This window comes from Variovorax sp. SPNA7 (assembly GCF_033807855.1).
GTDB classification, from domain to species: Bacteria; Pseudomonadota; Gammaproteobacteria; order Burkholderiales; family Burkholderiaceae_C; genus Variovorax; species Variovorax beijingensis.
Window position 1 is genome coordinate 2,741,840 of the sequence record NZ_CP138513.1, and the last position, 17,449, is coordinate 2,759,288.

13 protein-coding genes are annotated in these 17,449 nt (G+C 68.7%); 8 read left to right on the top strand and 5 right to left on the bottom strand.

Going from position 1 to position 17,449, the window contains the following annotated elements:
* Window positions 1-7 precede the first annotated feature (7 nt).
* The 4 genes from pstB to phoR are packed head-to-tail and all read left to right on the top strand — an operon-like array spanning window position 8 to window position 3,608.
* A complete protein-coding gene (gene pstB, locus RZE77_RS12735; protein WP_012747425.1) occupies window positions 8-787 on the top strand; it encodes a phosphate ABC transporter ATP-binding protein PstB in 780 nt (259 codons plus the stop codon).
* 16 nt (window positions 788-803) lie between these two features.
* Window positions 804-1,505: a phosphate signaling complex protein PhoU gene (phoU, locus tag RZE77_RS12740; protein ID WP_012747426.1), complete on the top strand. Its 702-nt coding sequence runs from the start codon at window positions 804-806 to the stop codon at window positions 1,503-1,505.
* A 28-nt stretch (window positions 1,506-1,533) separates the two neighbouring features.
* Window positions 1,534-2,226 (top strand): phosphate regulon transcriptional regulator PhoB, encoded by a 693-nt coding sequence (gene phoB / locus RZE77_RS12745; RefSeq protein ID WP_021007058.1) that lies wholly within the window; start codon window positions 1,534-1,536, stop codon window positions 2,224-2,226.
* A gap of 44 nt (window positions 2,227-2,270) precedes the next feature.
* Window positions 2,271-3,608, top strand: coding sequence for a phosphate regulon sensor histidine kinase PhoR (gene phoR / locus RZE77_RS12750; protein WP_319442147.1), 1,338 nt, complete (start codon window positions 2,271-2,273; stop codon window positions 3,606-3,608).
* On the opposite strand, the gene RZE77_RS12755 is transcribed toward phoR, so the two are convergent.
* The 3 genes from RZE77_RS12755 to RZE77_RS12765 all read right to left on the bottom strand — a co-directional run bounded on the left by RZE77_RS12755 (window position 3,597) and on the right by RZE77_RS12765 (window position 7,025).
* The gene (locus RZE77_RS12755; protein ID WP_319442148.1) at window positions 3,597-4,940 is read right to left on the bottom strand and encodes an MATE family efflux transporter; all 1,344 of its coding nucleotides are present in this window, start codon (window positions 4,938-4,940) and stop codon (window positions 3,597-3,599) included. The two genes, phoR and RZE77_RS12755, sit on opposite strands and share 12 nt — an antisense overlap.
* Window positions 4,941-4,943: 3 nt before the next feature.
* Window positions 4,944-6,671: a hypothetical protein gene (locus tag RZE77_RS12760; RefSeq protein ID WP_319442149.1), complete on the bottom strand. Its 1,728-nt coding sequence runs from the start codon at window positions 6,669-6,671 to the stop codon at window positions 4,944-4,946.
* 84 nt (window positions 6,672-6,755) lie between these two features.
* On the bottom strand, window positions 6,756-7,025 hold the full coding sequence (locus RZE77_RS12765; RefSeq protein ID WP_007836661.1) for a type B 50S ribosomal protein L31: 270 nt from the start codon (window positions 7,023-7,025) through the stop codon (window positions 6,756-6,758).
* 157 nt (window positions 7,026-7,182) lie between these two features.
* Here RZE77_RS12765 and RZE77_RS12770 point away from each other — a divergent pair, with 157 nt between their 5' ends.
* Window positions 7,183-8,244 carry an oxidoreductase gene (locus RZE77_RS12770; RefSeq protein WP_319442150.1) on the top strand — a complete coding sequence of 354 codons (1,062 nt, stop codon included), beginning with the start codon at window positions 7,183-7,185 and terminating at the stop codon, window positions 8,242-8,244.
* A gap of 134 nt (window positions 8,245-8,378) precedes the next feature.
* On the opposite strand, the gene rho is transcribed toward RZE77_RS12770, so the two are convergent.
* Both rho and trxA read right to left on the bottom strand, forming a co-directional pair.
* Window positions 8,379-9,644, bottom strand: coding sequence for a transcription termination factor Rho (gene rho / locus RZE77_RS12775; protein WP_021007063.1), 1,266 nt, complete (start codon window positions 9,642-9,644; stop codon window positions 8,379-8,381).
* 182 nt (window positions 9,645-9,826) lie between these two features.
* The gene (gene trxA / locus RZE77_RS12780; RefSeq protein ID WP_012747433.1) at window positions 9,827-10,159 is read right to left on the bottom strand and encodes a thioredoxin TrxA; all 333 of its coding nucleotides are present in this window, start codon (window positions 10,157-10,159) and stop codon (window positions 9,827-9,829) included.
* Between the two features lie 158 nt (window positions 10,160-10,317).
* Here trxA and RZE77_RS12785 point away from each other — a divergent pair, with 158 nt between their 5' ends.
* From RZE77_RS12785 to RZE77_RS12795, 3 genes are read left to right on the top strand one after another with little or no spacing between them, the layout of a single operon-like run.
* The gene (locus tag RZE77_RS12785; protein ID WP_319442151.1) at window positions 10,318-12,918 is read left to right on the top strand and encodes a PD-(D/E)XK nuclease family protein; all 2,601 of its coding nucleotides are present in this window, start codon (window positions 10,318-10,320) and stop codon (window positions 12,916-12,918) included.
* Window positions 12,915-16,178 carry a UvrD-helicase domain-containing protein gene (locus RZE77_RS12790; RefSeq protein WP_319442152.1) on the top strand — a complete coding sequence of 1,088 codons (3,264 nt, stop codon included), beginning with the start codon at window positions 12,915-12,917 and terminating at the stop codon, window positions 16,176-16,178. Before RZE77_RS12785 ends, RZE77_RS12790 begins: the two co-directional genes overlap by 4 nt.
* Window positions 16,175-17,413: a TIGR03862 family flavoprotein gene (locus tag RZE77_RS12795; protein ID WP_319442153.1), complete on the top strand. Its 1,239-nt coding sequence runs from the start codon at window positions 16,175-16,177 to the stop codon at window positions 17,411-17,413. The genes RZE77_RS12790 and RZE77_RS12795 overlap by 4 nt, the downstream gene beginning before the upstream one ends.
* Window positions 17,414-17,449: the final 36 nt, after the last annotated feature.

Sequence of the window (17,449 nt, forward strand, 5' to 3'; positions counted from 1 at the left end):
AGCAACCATGCCAAACATCGCCGCACAACCGTCGCGCTCGAAGATCTCGGTCAAGGACCTGAACTTCTACTATGGCAAGTTCCATGCGCTCAAGGGCATCAACCTCGAGATCCCGGAGAACAAGGTGACGGCCTTCATCGGCCCGTCGGGCTGCGGCAAGTCGACCCTGCTGCGCACCTTCAACCGCATGTTCGAGCTCTACCCCGAGCAGCGTGCCGAGGGCACCATCGCGCTGGACGGCGAGAACCTGCTCACCTCCAAGCAGGACGTGGCGCTGATCCGCGCCAAGGTCGGCATGGTGTTCCAGAAGCCCACGCCGTTCCCGATGTCGATCTACGACAACATCGCTTTCGGCGTGAAGCTGTTCGAGAATCTGAGCGCAAGCGAAATGGACGACCGCGTGGAATGGGCGCTCAAGAAGGCGGCGCTGTGGACCGAAGTGCGCGACAAGCTGCAGCAAAGCGGCTCGGGCCTCTCGGGCGGCCAGCAGCAGCGCCTGTGCATCGCACGCGGCATTGCCATCAAGCCCGAAGTGCTGCTGCTCGACGAACCCTGCTCCGCGCTCGACCCGATTTCGACCGCAAAGATCGAAGAGTTGATCGCCGAGCTGAAAAACGAGTACACCGTGGTCATCGTGACGCACAACATGCAGCAGGCTGCACGGTGCAGCGACTACACCGCCTACATGTACCTGGGCGACCTGATCGAATTCGGCGCGACGGAACAGATGTTCTTCAAGCCGCAGCGCAAGGAGACCGAGGACTACATTACCGGCCGTTTCGGCTGATGCCAAGGAGGCACACATGACTGAAAAACATCTCTCCAGCCAGTTCGACAGCGAACTCAACGGCGTGTCGTCGCGCGTGATGGAGCTCGGCGGCATGGTCGAGGCGCAGATCCACCAGGCGGTGTATGCACTGCTGCAGTTCGATCCCGATGCTGCCGACCGCGTGATGGAAACCGAGACGCGAGTCAACGCCATGGAGATCGAGATCGACCGCGAGCTGTCGTCGATCATCGCGCGGCGCCAGCCCACGGCGCGCGACCTGCGCCTGCTGATTGCCATCTCCAAGACCACGGCCAACCTGGAGCGCGTGGGCGACGAGGCCAACAAGATCGCGCGCATGGTCAAGTCGATCATCGAGAGCGGCTCGGCCCGCGCGCTGCCCTCGAACGAGCTGCGCATCGCGGCCGACCTGGCCTCGGGCCTGCTGCGCACCGCGCTCGACGCCTTCGCGCGGCTGGACACGGCCGCGGCGCTGTCGATCCTGAAGGACGACGACCTGATCGACAAGGAGTTCGACGGCTTCGTGCGCAAGCTGGTCACCTACATGATGGAAGACCCGCGCACGATCTCGGCGAGCCTCGACCTGCTGTTCCTGGCCAAGGCCATCGAACGCATCGGCGACCACGCCAAGAACATCGCCGAGTTCATCATCTACATCGTCAAGGGCGCCGATGTGCGGCACACTTCGATGCAAGAGATCGAATCGGCGCTGCAATAACAGCGAGCGCAAGTCTCCCAAAGAAAGCATGAAGAAACCCCGAGTCCTGATCGTCGAAGACGAGTCCTCGATCGCCGAGCTGATCGCCGTCAACCTGCGCCACAACGGCTTCGAGCCGATCTGGTCGGAAGATGGCGCGGCAGCGCAACGCGAGATCGACGCCTTCCTGCCGGACCTGATCCTGCTCGACTGGATGCTGCCCGGCCAGAGCGGCCTGCAGCTCGCGCGCCAGTGGCGCAAGGACCCGCGCACCAAGGCCGTCCCGATCCTGATGCTCACCGCGCGCGGCGACGAGCCCGACAAGGTGGCCGGCCTCGACGCGGGCGCCGACGACTACATCACCAAGCCGTTCTCGACCCAGGAAATGCTCGCGCGCATCCGCGCCGTGCTGCGCCGCCGCGCGCCCGAGGTGGTGACCGAACGCGTGGAGATCGGCGAGCTCGCGCTCGACACCGCCACGCACCGCGTCACCTGGCAGGGCAATGCGCTCAAGGTGGGGCCGACCGAATTCAAGCTGCTGGCCTATTTGATGCAGCACGCCGAGCGCGTGCACAGCCGGGCGCAATTGCTCGACAAGGTCTGGGGCGACCACGTCTACATCGAGGAACGCACGGTCGACGTGCACGTCAAGCGCCTGCGCGAATCGCTGGGCGCCGCCTCGCCGATGGTCGAGACGGTGCGCGGTGCGGGTTATCGCCTGACGGCCCAAGTCACGGTTTGAGCCACGCTGCTTTCACGGGCCGCGGGCGCGGATAATCGCCCGCCATGCCTTTCCGTATTGCTACTTTTCTAATAGCGTCCCTCGTAATAGGAGTGGGCGTTGCAGCCATTTTCGGCTGGAGGTTCGGATGGCTGGGCGCCTGGCTGGGCGCCGTGCTGTGGCTCGCGCTCGATGCATGGCGGGCCGAGCGGCTGCTGCAGGTGCTGCGCAACAACGCGGCGGGCCTGCCGACCCGCGGTGCCGGCGTGTGGGGCGAGCTCTCGGAGCGCATCCGCAAGCTGCTGCGTGACCGCGAGCAGCAGACCCGCCAGGCCGAGGACCGCCTGCAGGAATTCCTGGCCGCCATCCAGGCCTCTCCCAACGGCGTGATCCTGCTCGACGAGCAGGGCCGCATCGAGTGGTGCAACCAGACGGCGGCCAGCCAGTTCGGCATCGATGCCGAGCGGGATCTGCTGCAGCATCTTGCGAACCTGGTCCGCGACCCCGCCTTCGTGGCCTACCTGGCCTCGTGGAACTACAGCCGCGACGTGGTCATCGATGCCTCCGGCCCGGGGCAGGCGCACCAGCGCAGCCATCCGGTGCGCCTGTCGGTGCAGGTGCATCCCTATGCAGGCAACCGCCGCATGCTGCTGACGCGCGACATCACGGCGGTCGAGCAGGCCGAAGCGATGCGGCGCGACTTCGTCGCCAATGTTTCGCACGAGATCCGGACGCCGCTCACCGTGCTGGCGGGCTTCGTGGAAACGCTGCAGAACCTGCCGCTCGATGCGGACGAGCGTGCGCGCTACCTCTCGCTCATGAGCCAGCAGTCGCACCGCATGGAAACCCTGGTCAACGACCTGCTGACGCTCTCGCGCCTCGAGGGCAGTGCGGCGCCGTCGGGCAACCAGTGGATCCGCATCCGTGCGCTGCTCGCCCAGTGCGAAGACGAGGGGCGGGGGCTGTCGGGCCGGCTCGTGCCGCAGGGCCACCGCCTTTCCTTCACGATCGAGGCCGAATCCGAGATTTCGGGCGCACCGACCGAACTGCAAAGCGCCATGTCGAACCTGCTGAGCAACGCCATCCGCTACACGCCGGGCGGCGGCGAGGTGGCCGTGAGCTGGCGGCTGCTGCCCGACGGGCGCGGCGAATACGCGGTGCGTGACACCGGCCCCGGCATTGCCGCCGAGCACATTCCGCGCTTGACCGAGCGCTTCTATCGCATCGACCGCAGCCGCTCCCGCGAAACCGGCGGCACCGGCCTGGGCCTGGCCATCGTGAAGCACATCGCGCAGCGGCACGGCGCCGAATTGCGGATCCAGAGCACGGTGGGCAAGGGCTCGCGTTTTGCGCTGGTGTTCCCGGCAACCCGCGTGCGGGAAGCGCGGCTGCTAGCGAAGTGAGCGGCGCATCGTCCAGCGCAGCAGCGCGCCGAACAGCAAGGCGGTGACCGTGAGCGCGCCCGCGCTCATGAGCCAGAACGCCAGCGGCGACTGCATGGCGGGCCACGGCCCCAGGCCGCGATAGGCCAGCAGGTAGCTGCCGCCGAGGCCAAAGCCCCAGAGCAGCGTGCAATAGACGACCAGCGGCACCAGCGTGACGCGGTAGCTGCGCAGCACGAAAACGCACAGCGTCTGCAGCGCATCGGCAAAGTGATAGGCCGCCACCACCAGCAGCAGCGCCGCAGCCAGCGCGATGACGGCCGGATTGTCGGAATACACGTGGGCCAGCCTGAAGCGCAGCGCCACCATGGCACCCGCGAAGAACAGTGCGCAAAGGGCGGTGAGTTCGAAGCCCATGCGGCAGGCGCGGCGGGCCTTGGCGGCCTTTCCGGCGCCGAGCCAGAAGCTCACGCGCGCGCTGGTGGCAATGGCCAGCGAGAGCGGCACCATGTAGGCCACCGCCAGCAGGTTCGAGGCGATCTGGTGCGCGGCGGCCGCGGCGGTGCCCAGGCGCGCGATGAACAGCGCCATCAGGGTGAACGAGGTCACTTCCACCAGCACGGCCAGGCCGCCGGGGATGCCCAGGCTCGCGAACTGGCGGATCTGGCGCCAGTCGGGCGCTTCGATGCGTTCCCAGAGCCGGTAATCGCGGTAGAAGGTGCTGCTGCGCAGCAGCCACACGGCGCAGGCCAGCATGGCCCAGTTCACGCACAGCGTGGCCCAGGCGCAGCCCACCAGGCCCATGGCCGGCAGGCCCGCGCCGCCGAAGGCGAACCAGATCGACAGCGGCAGCTTCACGCACAGCGAGCCCAGCTGGAGCCAGGTCACGACCTGCGGCTTGCCCAGGCTCTGATTCAGCGTGCTGAACAGGCGGAACAGCAGGGCCGGCGGCAATGCGAAGGCGAGCACCGCCAGGTAGGTTTCCACTTCGCCGCGCATCGCGGGCGGCACCTGGGTCCAGCGCAGCACCGCGCCCGGCAGCAGCAGCACCGCCATGCCGATCGCAATGGTGATGCCACTCAGGTAGAGCGACTGCCGCACCGAGCGGCCGACTTCGCTTCTCCGGTCCGCGCCGTGCAGCTCCGCCCAGACCGGCAGCAGCGCCTGCAGCACGCCCATCAGCGAGACGAACACGCTGATGAAGACGGCCGCGCCCACCGACAGCGCGGCCAGCGCGTTCTCGGAATAGCGGCCGGCCACGATGGTGTCGGTCACGCCGAACGCCATCACGGCCAGCTGGCCCACCAGCACCGTGCCGGCGTGCCGCGCAATCAGGCCTCGTTCGCCGCTCACTTGCTAGGGCGCAATCTTCTGGTAGAGCAGCAGGTCGTCGGTCGCGCTGCTGGGCCGCCGCAGCGTGCCGCTGAAACGCCAGTGCTCCAGGCGGATGATGGTGTGCAGCCGCTCGATGGTTTCGGGGCTGACCAGCAGCCAGGGGCAATCGGTGCCGAGCAGCAGCGGCTGCAGGTTGAACTGGCCGTGATGCCGCAGGGCCGCGATGTGCGCGCGGCTCAGCGCGAGCTCGGCAATGCAGCTCGGCTGCCCGACGCGCTCGGCCACCAACCGCACCTGTGGCGCGTAGCTGCGCGCATAGTCGATGGAAGGCAGCCACAGCGTCATCAGCAGCATCCAGCACAGCGCGGTGCCGCCGGCCGGCAGCACCAGCGTTTTCCAGAGCGCCGCGCGGTGGCGACCGGTGCGCCAGCGCACCACCCAGCACCAGGTGATGGTGGCGGCCAGCGCCAGCACGAACGGGACGGCCGAGAACTCCGGCACGAAGCCCGGCACCAGCCGCGCCACGCTGGCCGCCGGCTTGGGCGGCACGCCGGTCTGCATTGCGATCCAGTAGATCCATCCGAGCACGGCCAGTCCGCTGAAGAACAGCACGTTGAACCAGTCGATCAGCGCCGCCGCGCTGCGCCGGAAGGTCGGCAGCGCGAAGGCGGCCAGCGTGGCGAGCGCGGGCAGCGCCAGCAGCAGCGAACGGTCGGAATAGTCGGTGGTCCAGGTGGCGGCCAGCGGCACCAGCGCGAACCAGAACGGCAGCGCCACATGGCGCGCGGTGAGCTGGCGGCGCCAGCGCCACAGCGTCCAGATCGCGAGCGGCCAGACCGGCCAGGTGAACCACACCAGCAGCTTGGCCTGGCTGCGCACGTCGCCCAGCACCGAGGTGCTGCTCGGATGATGGCCCGGCAGCTGGATCTTCCATTGCAGCAGGCCCAGCCCGAGTGCCAGCGCCGCGGCCACCAGCGCGGCCGCGATCATCGTGGCGAGCGCGCCCCGGGTATAGCCGGGGCTTTCGTCGGAAGCGGGGTCGGCGGTGCGCCGCTCGTAGGCGATGAACAGCGCGCTGCCCACCGCCAGCGCCAGGCCGACCGTGGGACCGCCGCTCAAGGTCATGCCGATGGTCCCGACCAGCAATGCGATGACCGGGCCGATGCGGCGGTAGGGCAGTGCCGCCACGCCATAGAACAGATGCGACGCGAAATACAGCTGCGCCAGCGCTGGCGTGGTTTCATGGCCCAGCTGGGCGAGGCCCAGGCAGGCGATCAGCGCCAGCAGTCCGCCATCGGCGATGGCGCGGGCGTAGTCGGTGGGCCGCGCCTCGCCGCCGAAGGCGAAGGCCACCGGCTGGGCCCGCGAGGTGCGCGCGAGGTAGTAGACGGCGTACCACGTGGCGGTGAAGGTGCCCCAGAGCAGCAGCGCAAAGGCGATGCGCACCGCCAGGTCGGGGTGCACCCACGACGGCGCGATCTTGATGGCCCAGGCACCGATCCAGTACGGAATGAGCGCCGGCGTCTCGGGCCGCAGGCCCAGGAGCAGGGGGTCGAACCAGCGGGCGATGCCTTCGGTGTTGCGCGCCAGTTCGGCCATGTAGCCGAAGGAGGTGATGTCGGCGCTCTTCCAGGGGCCGCGCCCCACCAGGCCCGGCAGGAGGTAGGCGGCGCACAGCAGCAGCAGTGCCAGGCGCGGCAGCCGGCGCACGGCGCTCTGGGCAACGATCGCGGGAGTGGGCTGATTCACAGGGTGGGAACGAACGTCGGTCTTGGGAAAGAAAAAAAGGGCAGCGCGGTAAACCGGGCTGCCCTCGATGCGAAAGCGCGTGCTTTACTTGGAAGCAGCGCCGGTGGTCTTGCCGAAGCGGTTGCGGAACTTCTCGACGCGACCGCCCATGTTGTCGACCGACTTTTGCGTGCCCGTGTAGAACGGATGCGATTCGCTCGTGGTGTCGAGCTTGAACAGCGGCAGCTCGCGGCCGTCGTCGGTCTTGCCCATTTCCTTGGTGTTCGCGCACGAACGGGTCACGAACTTGAAGCCGTTCGACATGTCGACGAACAGGATTTCGCGGTAGTTCGGGTGGATGCCTTCTTTTGCCATGGTCTTTCCTTTGGGGTCGATGCGAGAGCCACAAGCGTGCCCAAGAGGGGCAAGCCGTTCCGGGGGAGGAAATCGCAGGGCAAGACGCCCGGCTGCACTTTTCGCGGAGCCAGCGATTATCGCATACTGGCCGTTTTGAACGAAAGGCGCCTCTCAGATGACCTCCAGAACGTTGCGCGCCGGCCTCGTCGGCTATGGCTTTGCCGGCCAGACCTTCCACGCGCCGGTGCTTTCGGCCGTGCCGGGGCTCGAGCTGGCGGCCGTGGCGAGCTCCCGCCCGCACAAGGTCCACGCCGACTGGCCCGGCGTGGCCGTGGTGCCCGATGCGGCCGCGCTCGTGGGCCGGCCGGACATCGACCTGGTGGTGGTGGCCACCCCCAACGCCCAGCACCACCCGGTCGCCAAGGCGGCGCTGGAGGCGGGCAAGCACGTGGTAGTGGACAAGCCGTTCACGCTCGACGTGGCCGAGGCCAGGGAGCTCGAACTGTTGGCTCGGCGCAACAATCGTGTGCTGGCGGTCTATCAGAACCGGCGTTTCGACGCCGACTACCTCACGCTCAAGGACCTGCTGGCGAGCGGAGAGCTCGGCCGGCTGGTGTACCTGGAGTCGCATTTCGACCGCTTTCGCCCCGAGGTGCGCGACCGCTGGCGCGAGCAGAAAGTGCCGGGCGCGGGCCTCTGGGTCGACCTGGGCGCCCATCTGGTCGACCAGGCGGTCCAGCTGTTCGGAACGCCCGACACGCTGCAGCTCGACACCGCGGCCCTGCGCGACGGCGCGCAGGTCGAGGACTATTTCCACGCCGTGCTGCGCTACGAAAGCGGCCCGCATGCCCCGCTGCGTGTGGTGCTGCACGCCACGACGCTTGCAGCCCATGCCGCGCCGCGCTACATCGTCCACGGCACGCGCGGCAGCTACATCAAGCATGGCGTCGATCCGCAGGAAGACGCGCTGCGCGCCGGCCAGCGGCCGCCGATGGCGGGGTGGGGCGCCGATCCGCAGGACGGCGAACTCGTGGTGCCCGCCAGCGACGGCGGCGAGCCGCAGCGCCGGGTCTGGCCCACGCGGGCCGGCAACTACCTCGAGTACTACGCCGCGGTGCGCGACGCGATCCTGGGCAACGGCCCGAACCCGGTGCCGCCCGAGCAGGCCGTCGCGCTGATGGAACTGCTGGATCTCGGTGCGCGCAGTGCCGCTGAGGGCAAAGCGTTGCGCACATGAAAAATGCCCGCCAAAGGCGGGCATTCGTTCGTGGGGTGCCACCGATCCGGCTTTGCCGGTCGCGGTCAGCACCGCCCCCGGTAGGGGGAGGGCGTAGCGACACGAAGTGCGCGCAGCCTGGGGGCGAGCAATAGTTACCCGCCGCGACGCATCATGTCGAAGAACTCGACATTGGTCTTGGTCGCCTTCATGTTCTTGAGCATGAGCTCCATCGACTCGATCTCGTCCATGTTGTACATGAGCTGGCGCAGGATGCGGGTCTTCTGCAGGATCTCGGGTGCCAGCAGCAACTCTTCGCGGCGGGTGCCGCTGCGGTTGAGCTGGATCGACGGGAACACGCGCTTTTCGTACAGGCGGCGGTCCAGGTGGATTTCGGAGTTGCCGGTGCCCTTGAACTCTTCGAAGATCACTTCGTCCATGCGGCTGCCGGTGTCGATCAGCGCGGTGCCGATGATGGTCAGCGAACCGCCTTCTTCGACGTTGCGCGCGGCGCCCAGGAAACGCTTGGGGCGCTGCAGCGCGTTGGAGTCGACACCGCCGGTCAGCACCTTGCCCGACGAGGGCACGACGTTGTTGTAGGCGCGGGCGAGGCGGGTGATCGAGTCGAGCAGGATCACCACGTCCTTCTTGAGTTCGACCAGGCGCTTGGCGCGCTCGATCACCATTTCGGCCACGTGCACGTGGCGCGCAGCGGGCTCGTCGAAGGTCGAGGCAATGACCTCGCCCTTCACGGTGCGCTGCATTTCGGTCACTTCTTCAGGCCGCTCGTCCACCAGCAGCACCATCATGTGCACTTCGGGGTAGTTGGCGCTGATGGCGTGGGCAATGTGCTGCATCATCACCGTCTTGCCGCTCTTGGGCGGCGCCACCAGCAGGGCGCGCTGGCCCTTGCCGATGGGGGCGATGATGTCGATGATCCGGCCCGTGATGTTCTCGTCGCTCTTGACGCCGTCGCGCTCCAGCTTCATCTGTTCCTTGGGGAACAGCGGCGTCAGGTTCTCGAACATCACCTTGTGCTTGTTCTGCTCGGGCGGACCGTCGTTGACCTTGTCGAGCTTGGTCAGCGCGAAGTAGCGCTCGCCGTCCTTGGGCGTGCGCACTTCGCCTTCGATCATGTCGCCGGTGTGCAGGTTGAAGCGGCGCACCTGGCTCGGCGAGATGTAGATGTCGTCCGTGCTGGCCGTGAAGCTGGTGTCGGGGCTGCGCAGGAAGCCGAAGCCGTCGGGCAGGATTTCGAGCACGCCGTCGGCAAAGACCTGTTCGCCGGCCTTGGCGCGCTTCTTGATGATCGCGAACATCAGCTCCTGCTTGCGCATGCGGCCGACGTTTTCGATCTCAAGCGCTTCAGCCTGCTTGAGGACTTCAGACACGTGGAGTGCCTTGAGTTCGTTTAAGTGCATGGAATGACCCCTTGCGGGGCAATCGATCGGAAAAACGGGGGGAGGTTTGATGTGAGGCGAGAGCTGCCTCACAAACCGGGGAACTCGAACCGGTTACCTCGAAGGGGCCGGTGATCTGTGGGAGATTATGACAGCAAAAAACCGTCCGGCCAACGCATTGCGCGCTGGCCGGGTGAAATGCTTCAGGCGAGCTGCTGGTCGATGAAGGCCGTGAGCTGCGCCTTGCTCATGGCGCCGACCTTGGTGGCGGCCAGCTGGCCGTCCTTGAACAGCATGAGCGTGGGAATGCCGCGGATGCCGAACTTGGCCGGGATGTCGCGGTTCTCGTCGACGTTGAGCTTGGCGATCTGCAGCTTGCCTTCGTAGGCGGTCGACACTTCGTCGAGGATGGGTGCGATCATCTTGCAGGGGCCGCACCATTCGGCCCAGTAGTCGACCAGCACGGGCTGGCTGGACTTGAGCACGTCGGCTTCGAAGGAAGAATCGGAGATGTGTTTGATCAGGTCGCTGGCCATGTGATGTGTCCTTGTGCGCAGAGAGTTTCGGTGCAGCTAAAGTGCTGGTCATTGTGACAGAAACCAAGGGGTGGGGTGCCATGCGGGAACGCTATGGCGCCGATAGCAAAAGCCCTTTGCGCGTTGCGCCTCCACGCCCTCCAACCCCTCGATAGAACATGAACGAAGGCCACCCCGTCCAGGCCCTGTGGTGCGACCCCGCCGACGGCGTCGTCGCGCGCATTGCCGGCGCCGTCGCGCAGCACGGGCTGCATGCGGCGCGTACCGTGGTGCTGGTGCCGTACGCGCAATTGATGGGTGTGGCCCACGGCATGTGGTCGCGCTGCGGCAGCCCGGGCTTCGCGCCGCGCTTCGAAACCACGCGCAACTGGGCGCGCAGCGCGGGCGGCTTCCTGCCCACCGGCTACGACATCGCTTTCGACATGGCGCGCGACCTGGTCACGGCGCAGGCGCTGCTGTCGCAGGCCGGCTTTGCCGCCGAACGCTTCGCGCTGGCCGGGCGGGTGGTCGAGCTGGCCTACCAGCTGGCGCCGCTGGCGGCCGCGGCGCTGCCCGAGGTGCGCGGCAGCGTATGGGCGCAGCGCGCGGCCCAGGTGGCCGATGCGGGCAGCGAGTCGGAATGGTTCCGCATCGAAAGCGCGCTGATCCGCGTCGCGGTGGCCTGGGCCGCCAATTCGGGCTACGCCACCGATGTGCTGCTGCGCGACACGGTGCGTGCGCAGGTCGATGCGCTGATCGTGCTCGAGGGCTTCCAGGCCGATCCGCTCACGCAGACGCTCTGCAGCCTGTGGGGCGATCGCGCCATCCATCTCTCGCTGGTGCCCACGAATCTTGCAGTCGCCACGGCAGCCGCGCACATCGCCGCCGATCCCGAAGACGAAGCCGAACTCGCGGCCGCCTGCGTGCTGCGGCACCTGGCCGAGGGCCGCGCGCCGGTGGCGCTGATCGCGACCGACCGGGCGCTCACGCGGCGCATCGGCGCGCAGCTCCAGGCGCAGGGTGTCACGGCGCACGACGAAACCGGCTGGAAGCTTTCCACCACGCGCGCCGCCGCCACCGTGATGAGCGCGCTGCGCGCCTGCGCGCACGACGCCGGCAGCGACCAGGTGCTCGAATGGCTCAAGAGCGGCGCCGACGGCGATGCGCTCGCCACCCTGGCGCTCGAAGCCCGGCTGCGGCGCGAAGGTGTGCGCGAGTGGTCCGCCTGGTGCGGCCAGGCCGCGCGCAGCGAGAAACCGCAGGACATCGCGCTGCTGCCTTTCACCGAAGCCGTCGAAGGCCGCCGCATGGCCATGGCCCGCTCGCGGCCCCTGGCCGACTGGTTGCGCGCCCTGCGCCAACTGCTGGAGGCCGGGGAGCAATGGGAGCCGCTCGCGGCCGACATGGCCGGCGCCAAGGTGATCGGCGCCTTGTGGCTCGATGCCGATGCCCACGGCGACGACGACGACGACGAATTTCCCGGCGGACGCCACACGCTGGCCGAGTTCACGGCCTGGGTGCGCGACGTGCTGGAGGACGCGAGCTTCGTGCCGCCCGCCGGCAGCGAGGCGCCGCAGGTGGTGGTGCTGCCGCTGCATCAATTGCTGGGCCGCGCGTTCGGCGCCGTGGTCATTCCCGGCTGCGACGATCGGCGCCTGCCCGCATCGCCCGAGCCGCCCGGCAACTGGAGCGCGGCGCAGCGCGCCGAGCTGGGCCTGCCCGCGCGCGAAACGCTCGAGGCCGCGCAACGCTCGGCCTGGGCCGCGGCCTTGTGCAACCCTTTTTGCGAAGTGCTGTGGCGCCAGTCGGATGCGAGCGGCGAGCCGGTGCGCCCCAGCCCGCTGGTGCAGGCGCTGCAGCTCGACCACGCCCTGCAAATGACGGCGGACCCGCGCACGCCGCGCGAGGTGGCGCTGCAGCCGACCCTGTATCCGACCCCGTCGGGGGGGCTGCTGCCACTGCGCAACATCTCCACCAGCGTCTACGAAGACCTGCGCCGCTGTCCCTACCGCTTCTTCGCGCTGCGGCAACTCGGCCTGCGCAGCGCCGACGAGCTCGATGCCGAGGTCGACAAGCGCGACTTCGGCAACTGGCTGCATGCGGTGCTGGGCCATTTCCATGAGGCGCTGAAAGAAAAGCCGACCGGCGATGCCGCCGAGCGCGTGGCGTACATCAGCGCGGCGGCCGAGCGCGCCACGCGCGAGTTCGGACTGTCCGATGCCGAGTTCCTGCCCTTCGCCGCGGCATGGCCGGCGGTGCGCGACGGCTACCTTCAATGGCTTGCCGGGCACGAGGCGAGCGGCGCCGTCTTCGCCGAATCCGAGCCCTGGATGGAACAGCCGCTGGGCAGCCTGCAGCTGGTCGGCCGGCTGGACCGCATCGACCGCATGCCGGACGGCCAGGCTTTCGTGATCGACTACAAGACCGAATCGGCTGCGGTGACCAAGGAGCGCGTGAAGGACCCGACCGAGGACACGCAGCTCGCCTTCTATGCCGCACTGGTGGCCGACGACACGCTGCGCGCGGCCTACGTCAACGTCGGCGAGAAGTCGTCCGGCACGCAGACCGTCGAGCAGCCCGTGGTGGTGGAGGCGCGCGATGCGCTGGTGGCCGGCATCCTCGACGACTTCACCCGGATCGCCGAGGGCGCGGCGCTGCCGCCGCTGGGCGAAGGCGCAGTCTGCGATTACTGCGCGGCGCGTGGTCTCTGCCGCAAGGATTTCTGGGAGATCGAACAGCCCCCGCTTTCGCCTCCGGCCGAGGGAGGACCCGCGCAATGAACGGCGCCGCCTACGAACACAACGGCCGGCACGTCACGCGCGAGGCCTTCTACACCGTCGCCTGCGATCCGCGGCGCTCGGTGGCCGTCGAAGCCTGCGCCGGTGCGGGCAAGACCTGGATGCTGGTGTCGCGCATCCTGCGCGCGCTGCTCGAAGAGGGTGAAACCGCCTGCGAGCCGCACGAGATCCTGGCCATCACCTTCACCAAGAAGGCCGCCGGCGAAATGCGCGAGCGGCTCGACCAATGGCTCGAGCAGTTCGCCGAGCGCAGCCCCGAGGAGCTGGTGCGCGAACTCGTGATCCGCGGCGTCGAGCCCGATGCCGCGCTGGCCGCCGTGCCGCGCCTGCAAGGCCTCTACAGGCGCCTGCTCGAAGGCGGCCGGCCGGTGCAGTTCCGCACCTTCCACGCCTGGTTTGCGGGCCTGCTGCGCAATGCGCCGCTGGCGGTGCTGCGCGAACTCGGCCTGCCCGCGAACTACGAACTGCTCGAGGACGATGCCGAGGCGCGCTCGCGGACCTGGCGCCCCTTCTTCGAAGCGGTGACGGCCGACAAGGAGGCGCTGGCCGACTACTACGCCGTCGTCGCCACCTACGGCCGGTCGCAAACCGCCAAGGCCTTGGGCGAAGCGCTCACGCGCCGGGTCGAGTTCTCGCTGTCCGACCCGGCGTCGGCGGTGCAGCATTTCAGCGTGCTCCATCCGTCGCTCGAGGGACTGGACGAGCCGACCGATGCCCTGCGAGGAGAAACGATCCGGCGCCGCTGGCTCGACCGCGCCGCCGCGCTCGGCCGCGAAGCCAACAAGACGCCGCAGAAAGCGGCCGATGCGATCATCGACGTGTTCGGCACCGGCCAGCCGCCGCAGGAGTCGCTCGCGGCCGCGCTCGCGCACCTGCGCAAGAATTTCTTCGTCGCCACCGAAGACCGCCTCAACAAGAACCTGCAGAAATACCCCGCCGCGCAGGAAGCCGAGACCGAGCTCCAGACCCTCTGCGCTGCGCAGGCCCAGCACGCGGCCTGGCTCTACCAGCAGCGCATGACGCGCCTCACGCGTCTTCTGATCTCCGCCTTCGCCGAGGTCAAGCGCGCCCACGGCTGGGTGGACATGAACGACGTCGAACAGGCCGCGCAATTGCTGCTGGGCCAATCGGCGCTGTCGGGCTGGGTGCAGGAGCGGCTCGATGCGCGCATCGCGCACCTGCTGATCGACGAGTTCCAGGACACCAATCCGCTGCAGTGGCAGGCGCTCTATGGCTGGCTCAGCGCCTACACCGGCGCGGGCGGCAAGGCGCCGCGCGTCTTCATCGTGGGCGACCCGAAGCAGAGCATCTACCGCTTCCGCCGCGCCGAGCCGCAGGTGTTCATCGCCGCGAAGAAATTCGTGCGCGAAGGGCTGGGCGGCGAGCTGCTCAATTGCGACCACACCCACCGCAACGCGCGTGCGGTGGTCGGCCTCGTCAACCAGGCGATGCTGGCCGCGCAGGACGCCGGCGAGTTCGACGGCTACCGCGCGCACACCACCGAACGCAACGATCAGGGCGAGCTGCTCAAGCTCCCGCCCATCGATCGCGGCGCCCTCGATACCACCGCCGAGGCCGCGCCCGCGGACGACGGCATGCTGCACTGGCGCGACAGCCTCGTCACGCCGCGGGTGCTGCCCGAGGAGCAGCTGCTGCAGAAGGAATGCGAGCAGGCCGCGCGCTGGGTCGCGCAGCGCATTGCCGATGGCACGCCGCCGCGCCAGATCATGGTGCTGGCGCGCCGCCGCAACCGGCTGTCCGCCATGCAGGACGCGCTGCGCCAGCGCCACATTCCCGTGCAGCAGCCCGAGAAGAACGAGCTGCACGATGCCCCCGAAGTGCAGGACGTGGTGGCGCTGATCGATGCGCTGGTGTCCCCCGCGCACGACCTCTCGCTGGCGCGCGCGCTCAAGTCGCCGCTCTTCGGCATCGGCGACGATGCGCTGGTGCAACTGGCGCTGCGCCAGCGCGAGCACCCTTCGTCGAGCTGGTTCGCGCTGGTCCAGAAAGGCGAGGGCCTGCCGGCGGAACTGGTCGCGGCCGGCGCCAGGCTCAAGCAATGGCAGCGCTGGCTCGCCGCATTGCCGCCGCACGATGCGCTCAGTGCGATCTTTCACGATGGCGATGTGCTGGCCAGGTTCGGCGCCGCCATGCCGTCGGCCATGCGCCAGAGCGCGCTGGCCAATCTGCGCGGGCTGCTGGCGGCCTCGCTCGAGATCGAGGGCGCGCGCTTTGCCACGCCCTATGCGCTGGTGCGCGTGCTGCGCGCCGGCGGCGTCAGGGCGCCATCCGTCGCCGTGCCTGATGCAGTGCAACTGCTCACCGTGCACGGCGCCAAGGGCCTGGAGGCCGACACCGTGCTCATGCTCGACTGCGACGCGCCGCCGCCGCGCGCCCAGACCATGGGCGTGCTGGTCGAATGGAAAGGCAGCGACAGCGCGCCCACGCGCTTCGTTTTCCTGGCGAGCGAAAAAACACCGCCCGGCTGCGCGGCCACGCTGCTCGAGGAAGAGCAGCGCGCGCGCCACCGCGAGGAGCTCAACGGCCTCTACGTCGCGACCACGCGGGCGCGCGAGCGCCTCGTGCTGTCGTCGGTGCAGCCGGCCCGGGCCAACGAGGGCAGCTGGTGGTCGCGGCTTGAATCGATGTGTGAACCTGTCGAAGCCGATGAGCCGCTGGTCGCGCTGCCGGTGGAGACCGGGGCCGGCAGTTTCTCGATGAAGAAGATGCCCGTCCTCGCACCTGCGGCCAAGGAACTCCCAGCCACCAGGAAAGCCGTTGGCGCTACCGTCGATGCGCGTGCTGCCGCCTTCGGCCAGGCGATGCACCGGCTGCTCGAATGGGCCCTGCCGGGCGAGGCGCTGCCGCCCGCGCATGTGCGCGCCGCGGCCCGCGAATTCATGCTCGACGCGCAACAGGCGCGCGGCGCCGCGGTGCTGGCCGAGCGCATTCGCGCGGGCGCCGGCGCATGGGCCTGGGATGAGCGCATGATCGACTGGCACGGCAACGAAGTGACGCTGGTCCACGAAGGCGAGACGCTGCGCATCGACCGCCTGGTGCGCGAGCGCGCCAGCGGTGCCTGGTGGATCCTCGACTACAAATCCGCTGCGCGCCCCGAACGGGATGCGGAATTGATCGCACAGATGCAGCGCTACCGCGCGGCCGTGCAACATGCCTATCCCGGTACCTTGGTGCGCGCCGCGTTCCTGACCGGGCAGGGCGAACTGGTAACTCTCGAATGACTCTTTCCCAAACCGTCGCCGTGATCGGCGGCGGACCGGCCGGCCTGATGGCGGCCGAAGTCCTGAGCGCGTCCGGCGTGCAGGTGCGCGTCTACGACGCCATGCCCTCGGTGGGCCGCAAGTTCCTGCTGGCCGGCCGCGGCGGGCTGAACCTCACGCACTCGGAGCCCTTCGATGTGTTCATGACCCGCTTCGGCGAGCGCCGTGCGCAGCTCGAACCGATGCTCGCGCGCTTCGGTCCGCAGCAGGTGCGCGAATGGGCGGCCGGCCTCGGCATCGAGACCTTCGTCGGCACCTCGGGCCGCGTGTTTCCGACCGACATGAAGGCCGCGCCGCTGCTGCGCGCCTGGCTGCACCGGCTGCGCGCGGCGGGCGTGCAGTTCCACATGCGCCACCGCTGGCTCGGCGACGCATCGCTAGCCGTCGGCTCGCTGCGCTTCGCCACTCCGACGGGCGAGGCCATCGTGAAGGCCGATGCGGTGGTGCTCGCGCTGGGCGGTGCGAGCTGGGCGCGGCTGGGCTCCGATGGCGCATGGGCGCCGTGGCTGCAGGCGCGCGGTATCGACATCGCGCCGCTGCTGCCTGCCAACTGCGGCTTCGACGGGGCAGGGTGGAGCGAGCATTTCGCGAGCCGTTTCGCGGGCCAGCCCTTCAAGTCGGTCGCGATTTCGTTCACCGACAGCCAGGGGCGCCGCTTCGCGCGCAAGGGCGAATTCGTTGCTACGGCCACCGGCATCGAGGGCAGCCTGATCTATGCGGCGTCGGCCTTGCTGCGCGACGAGATCGCCGCGCACGGCAGCGCCACGCTGCTGCTCGACCTGCTGCCCGACCGCAGCGCCGAGCAGGTGCTGGCGGCCGTCAAGCATCCACGCGGTGCCCGCTCGCTCAGCAGCCATCTGAAGAGCCGGCTCGGGCTGGAAGGCATCAAGGCCGGCGTGCTGCACGAGGCGCTGAGCCGCGAAGCCATGCAGGACCCCGTGCAGCTGGCGGCGACGATCAAGGCCGTGCCGCTGCGGCTGGTCGCGCCCCGGCCCATGGACGAAGCCATCAGCACCGCAGGCGGCGTGCGCTTCGAGGCGCTCGACGAAGGGCTCATGGCCAGCGTGGTGCCGGGCGTGTTCGTGGCGGGGGAAATGCTCGACTGGGAGGCGCCGACCGGCGGCTACCTGCTGACGGCATCGATGGCCAGCGGCGCGGCCGCGGCGCGCGGCGCGATCCGGACGCTGGGCCTGTGAAGGCCTCGCGTCCGGGAAATTTCTGCTGGAGGTTTT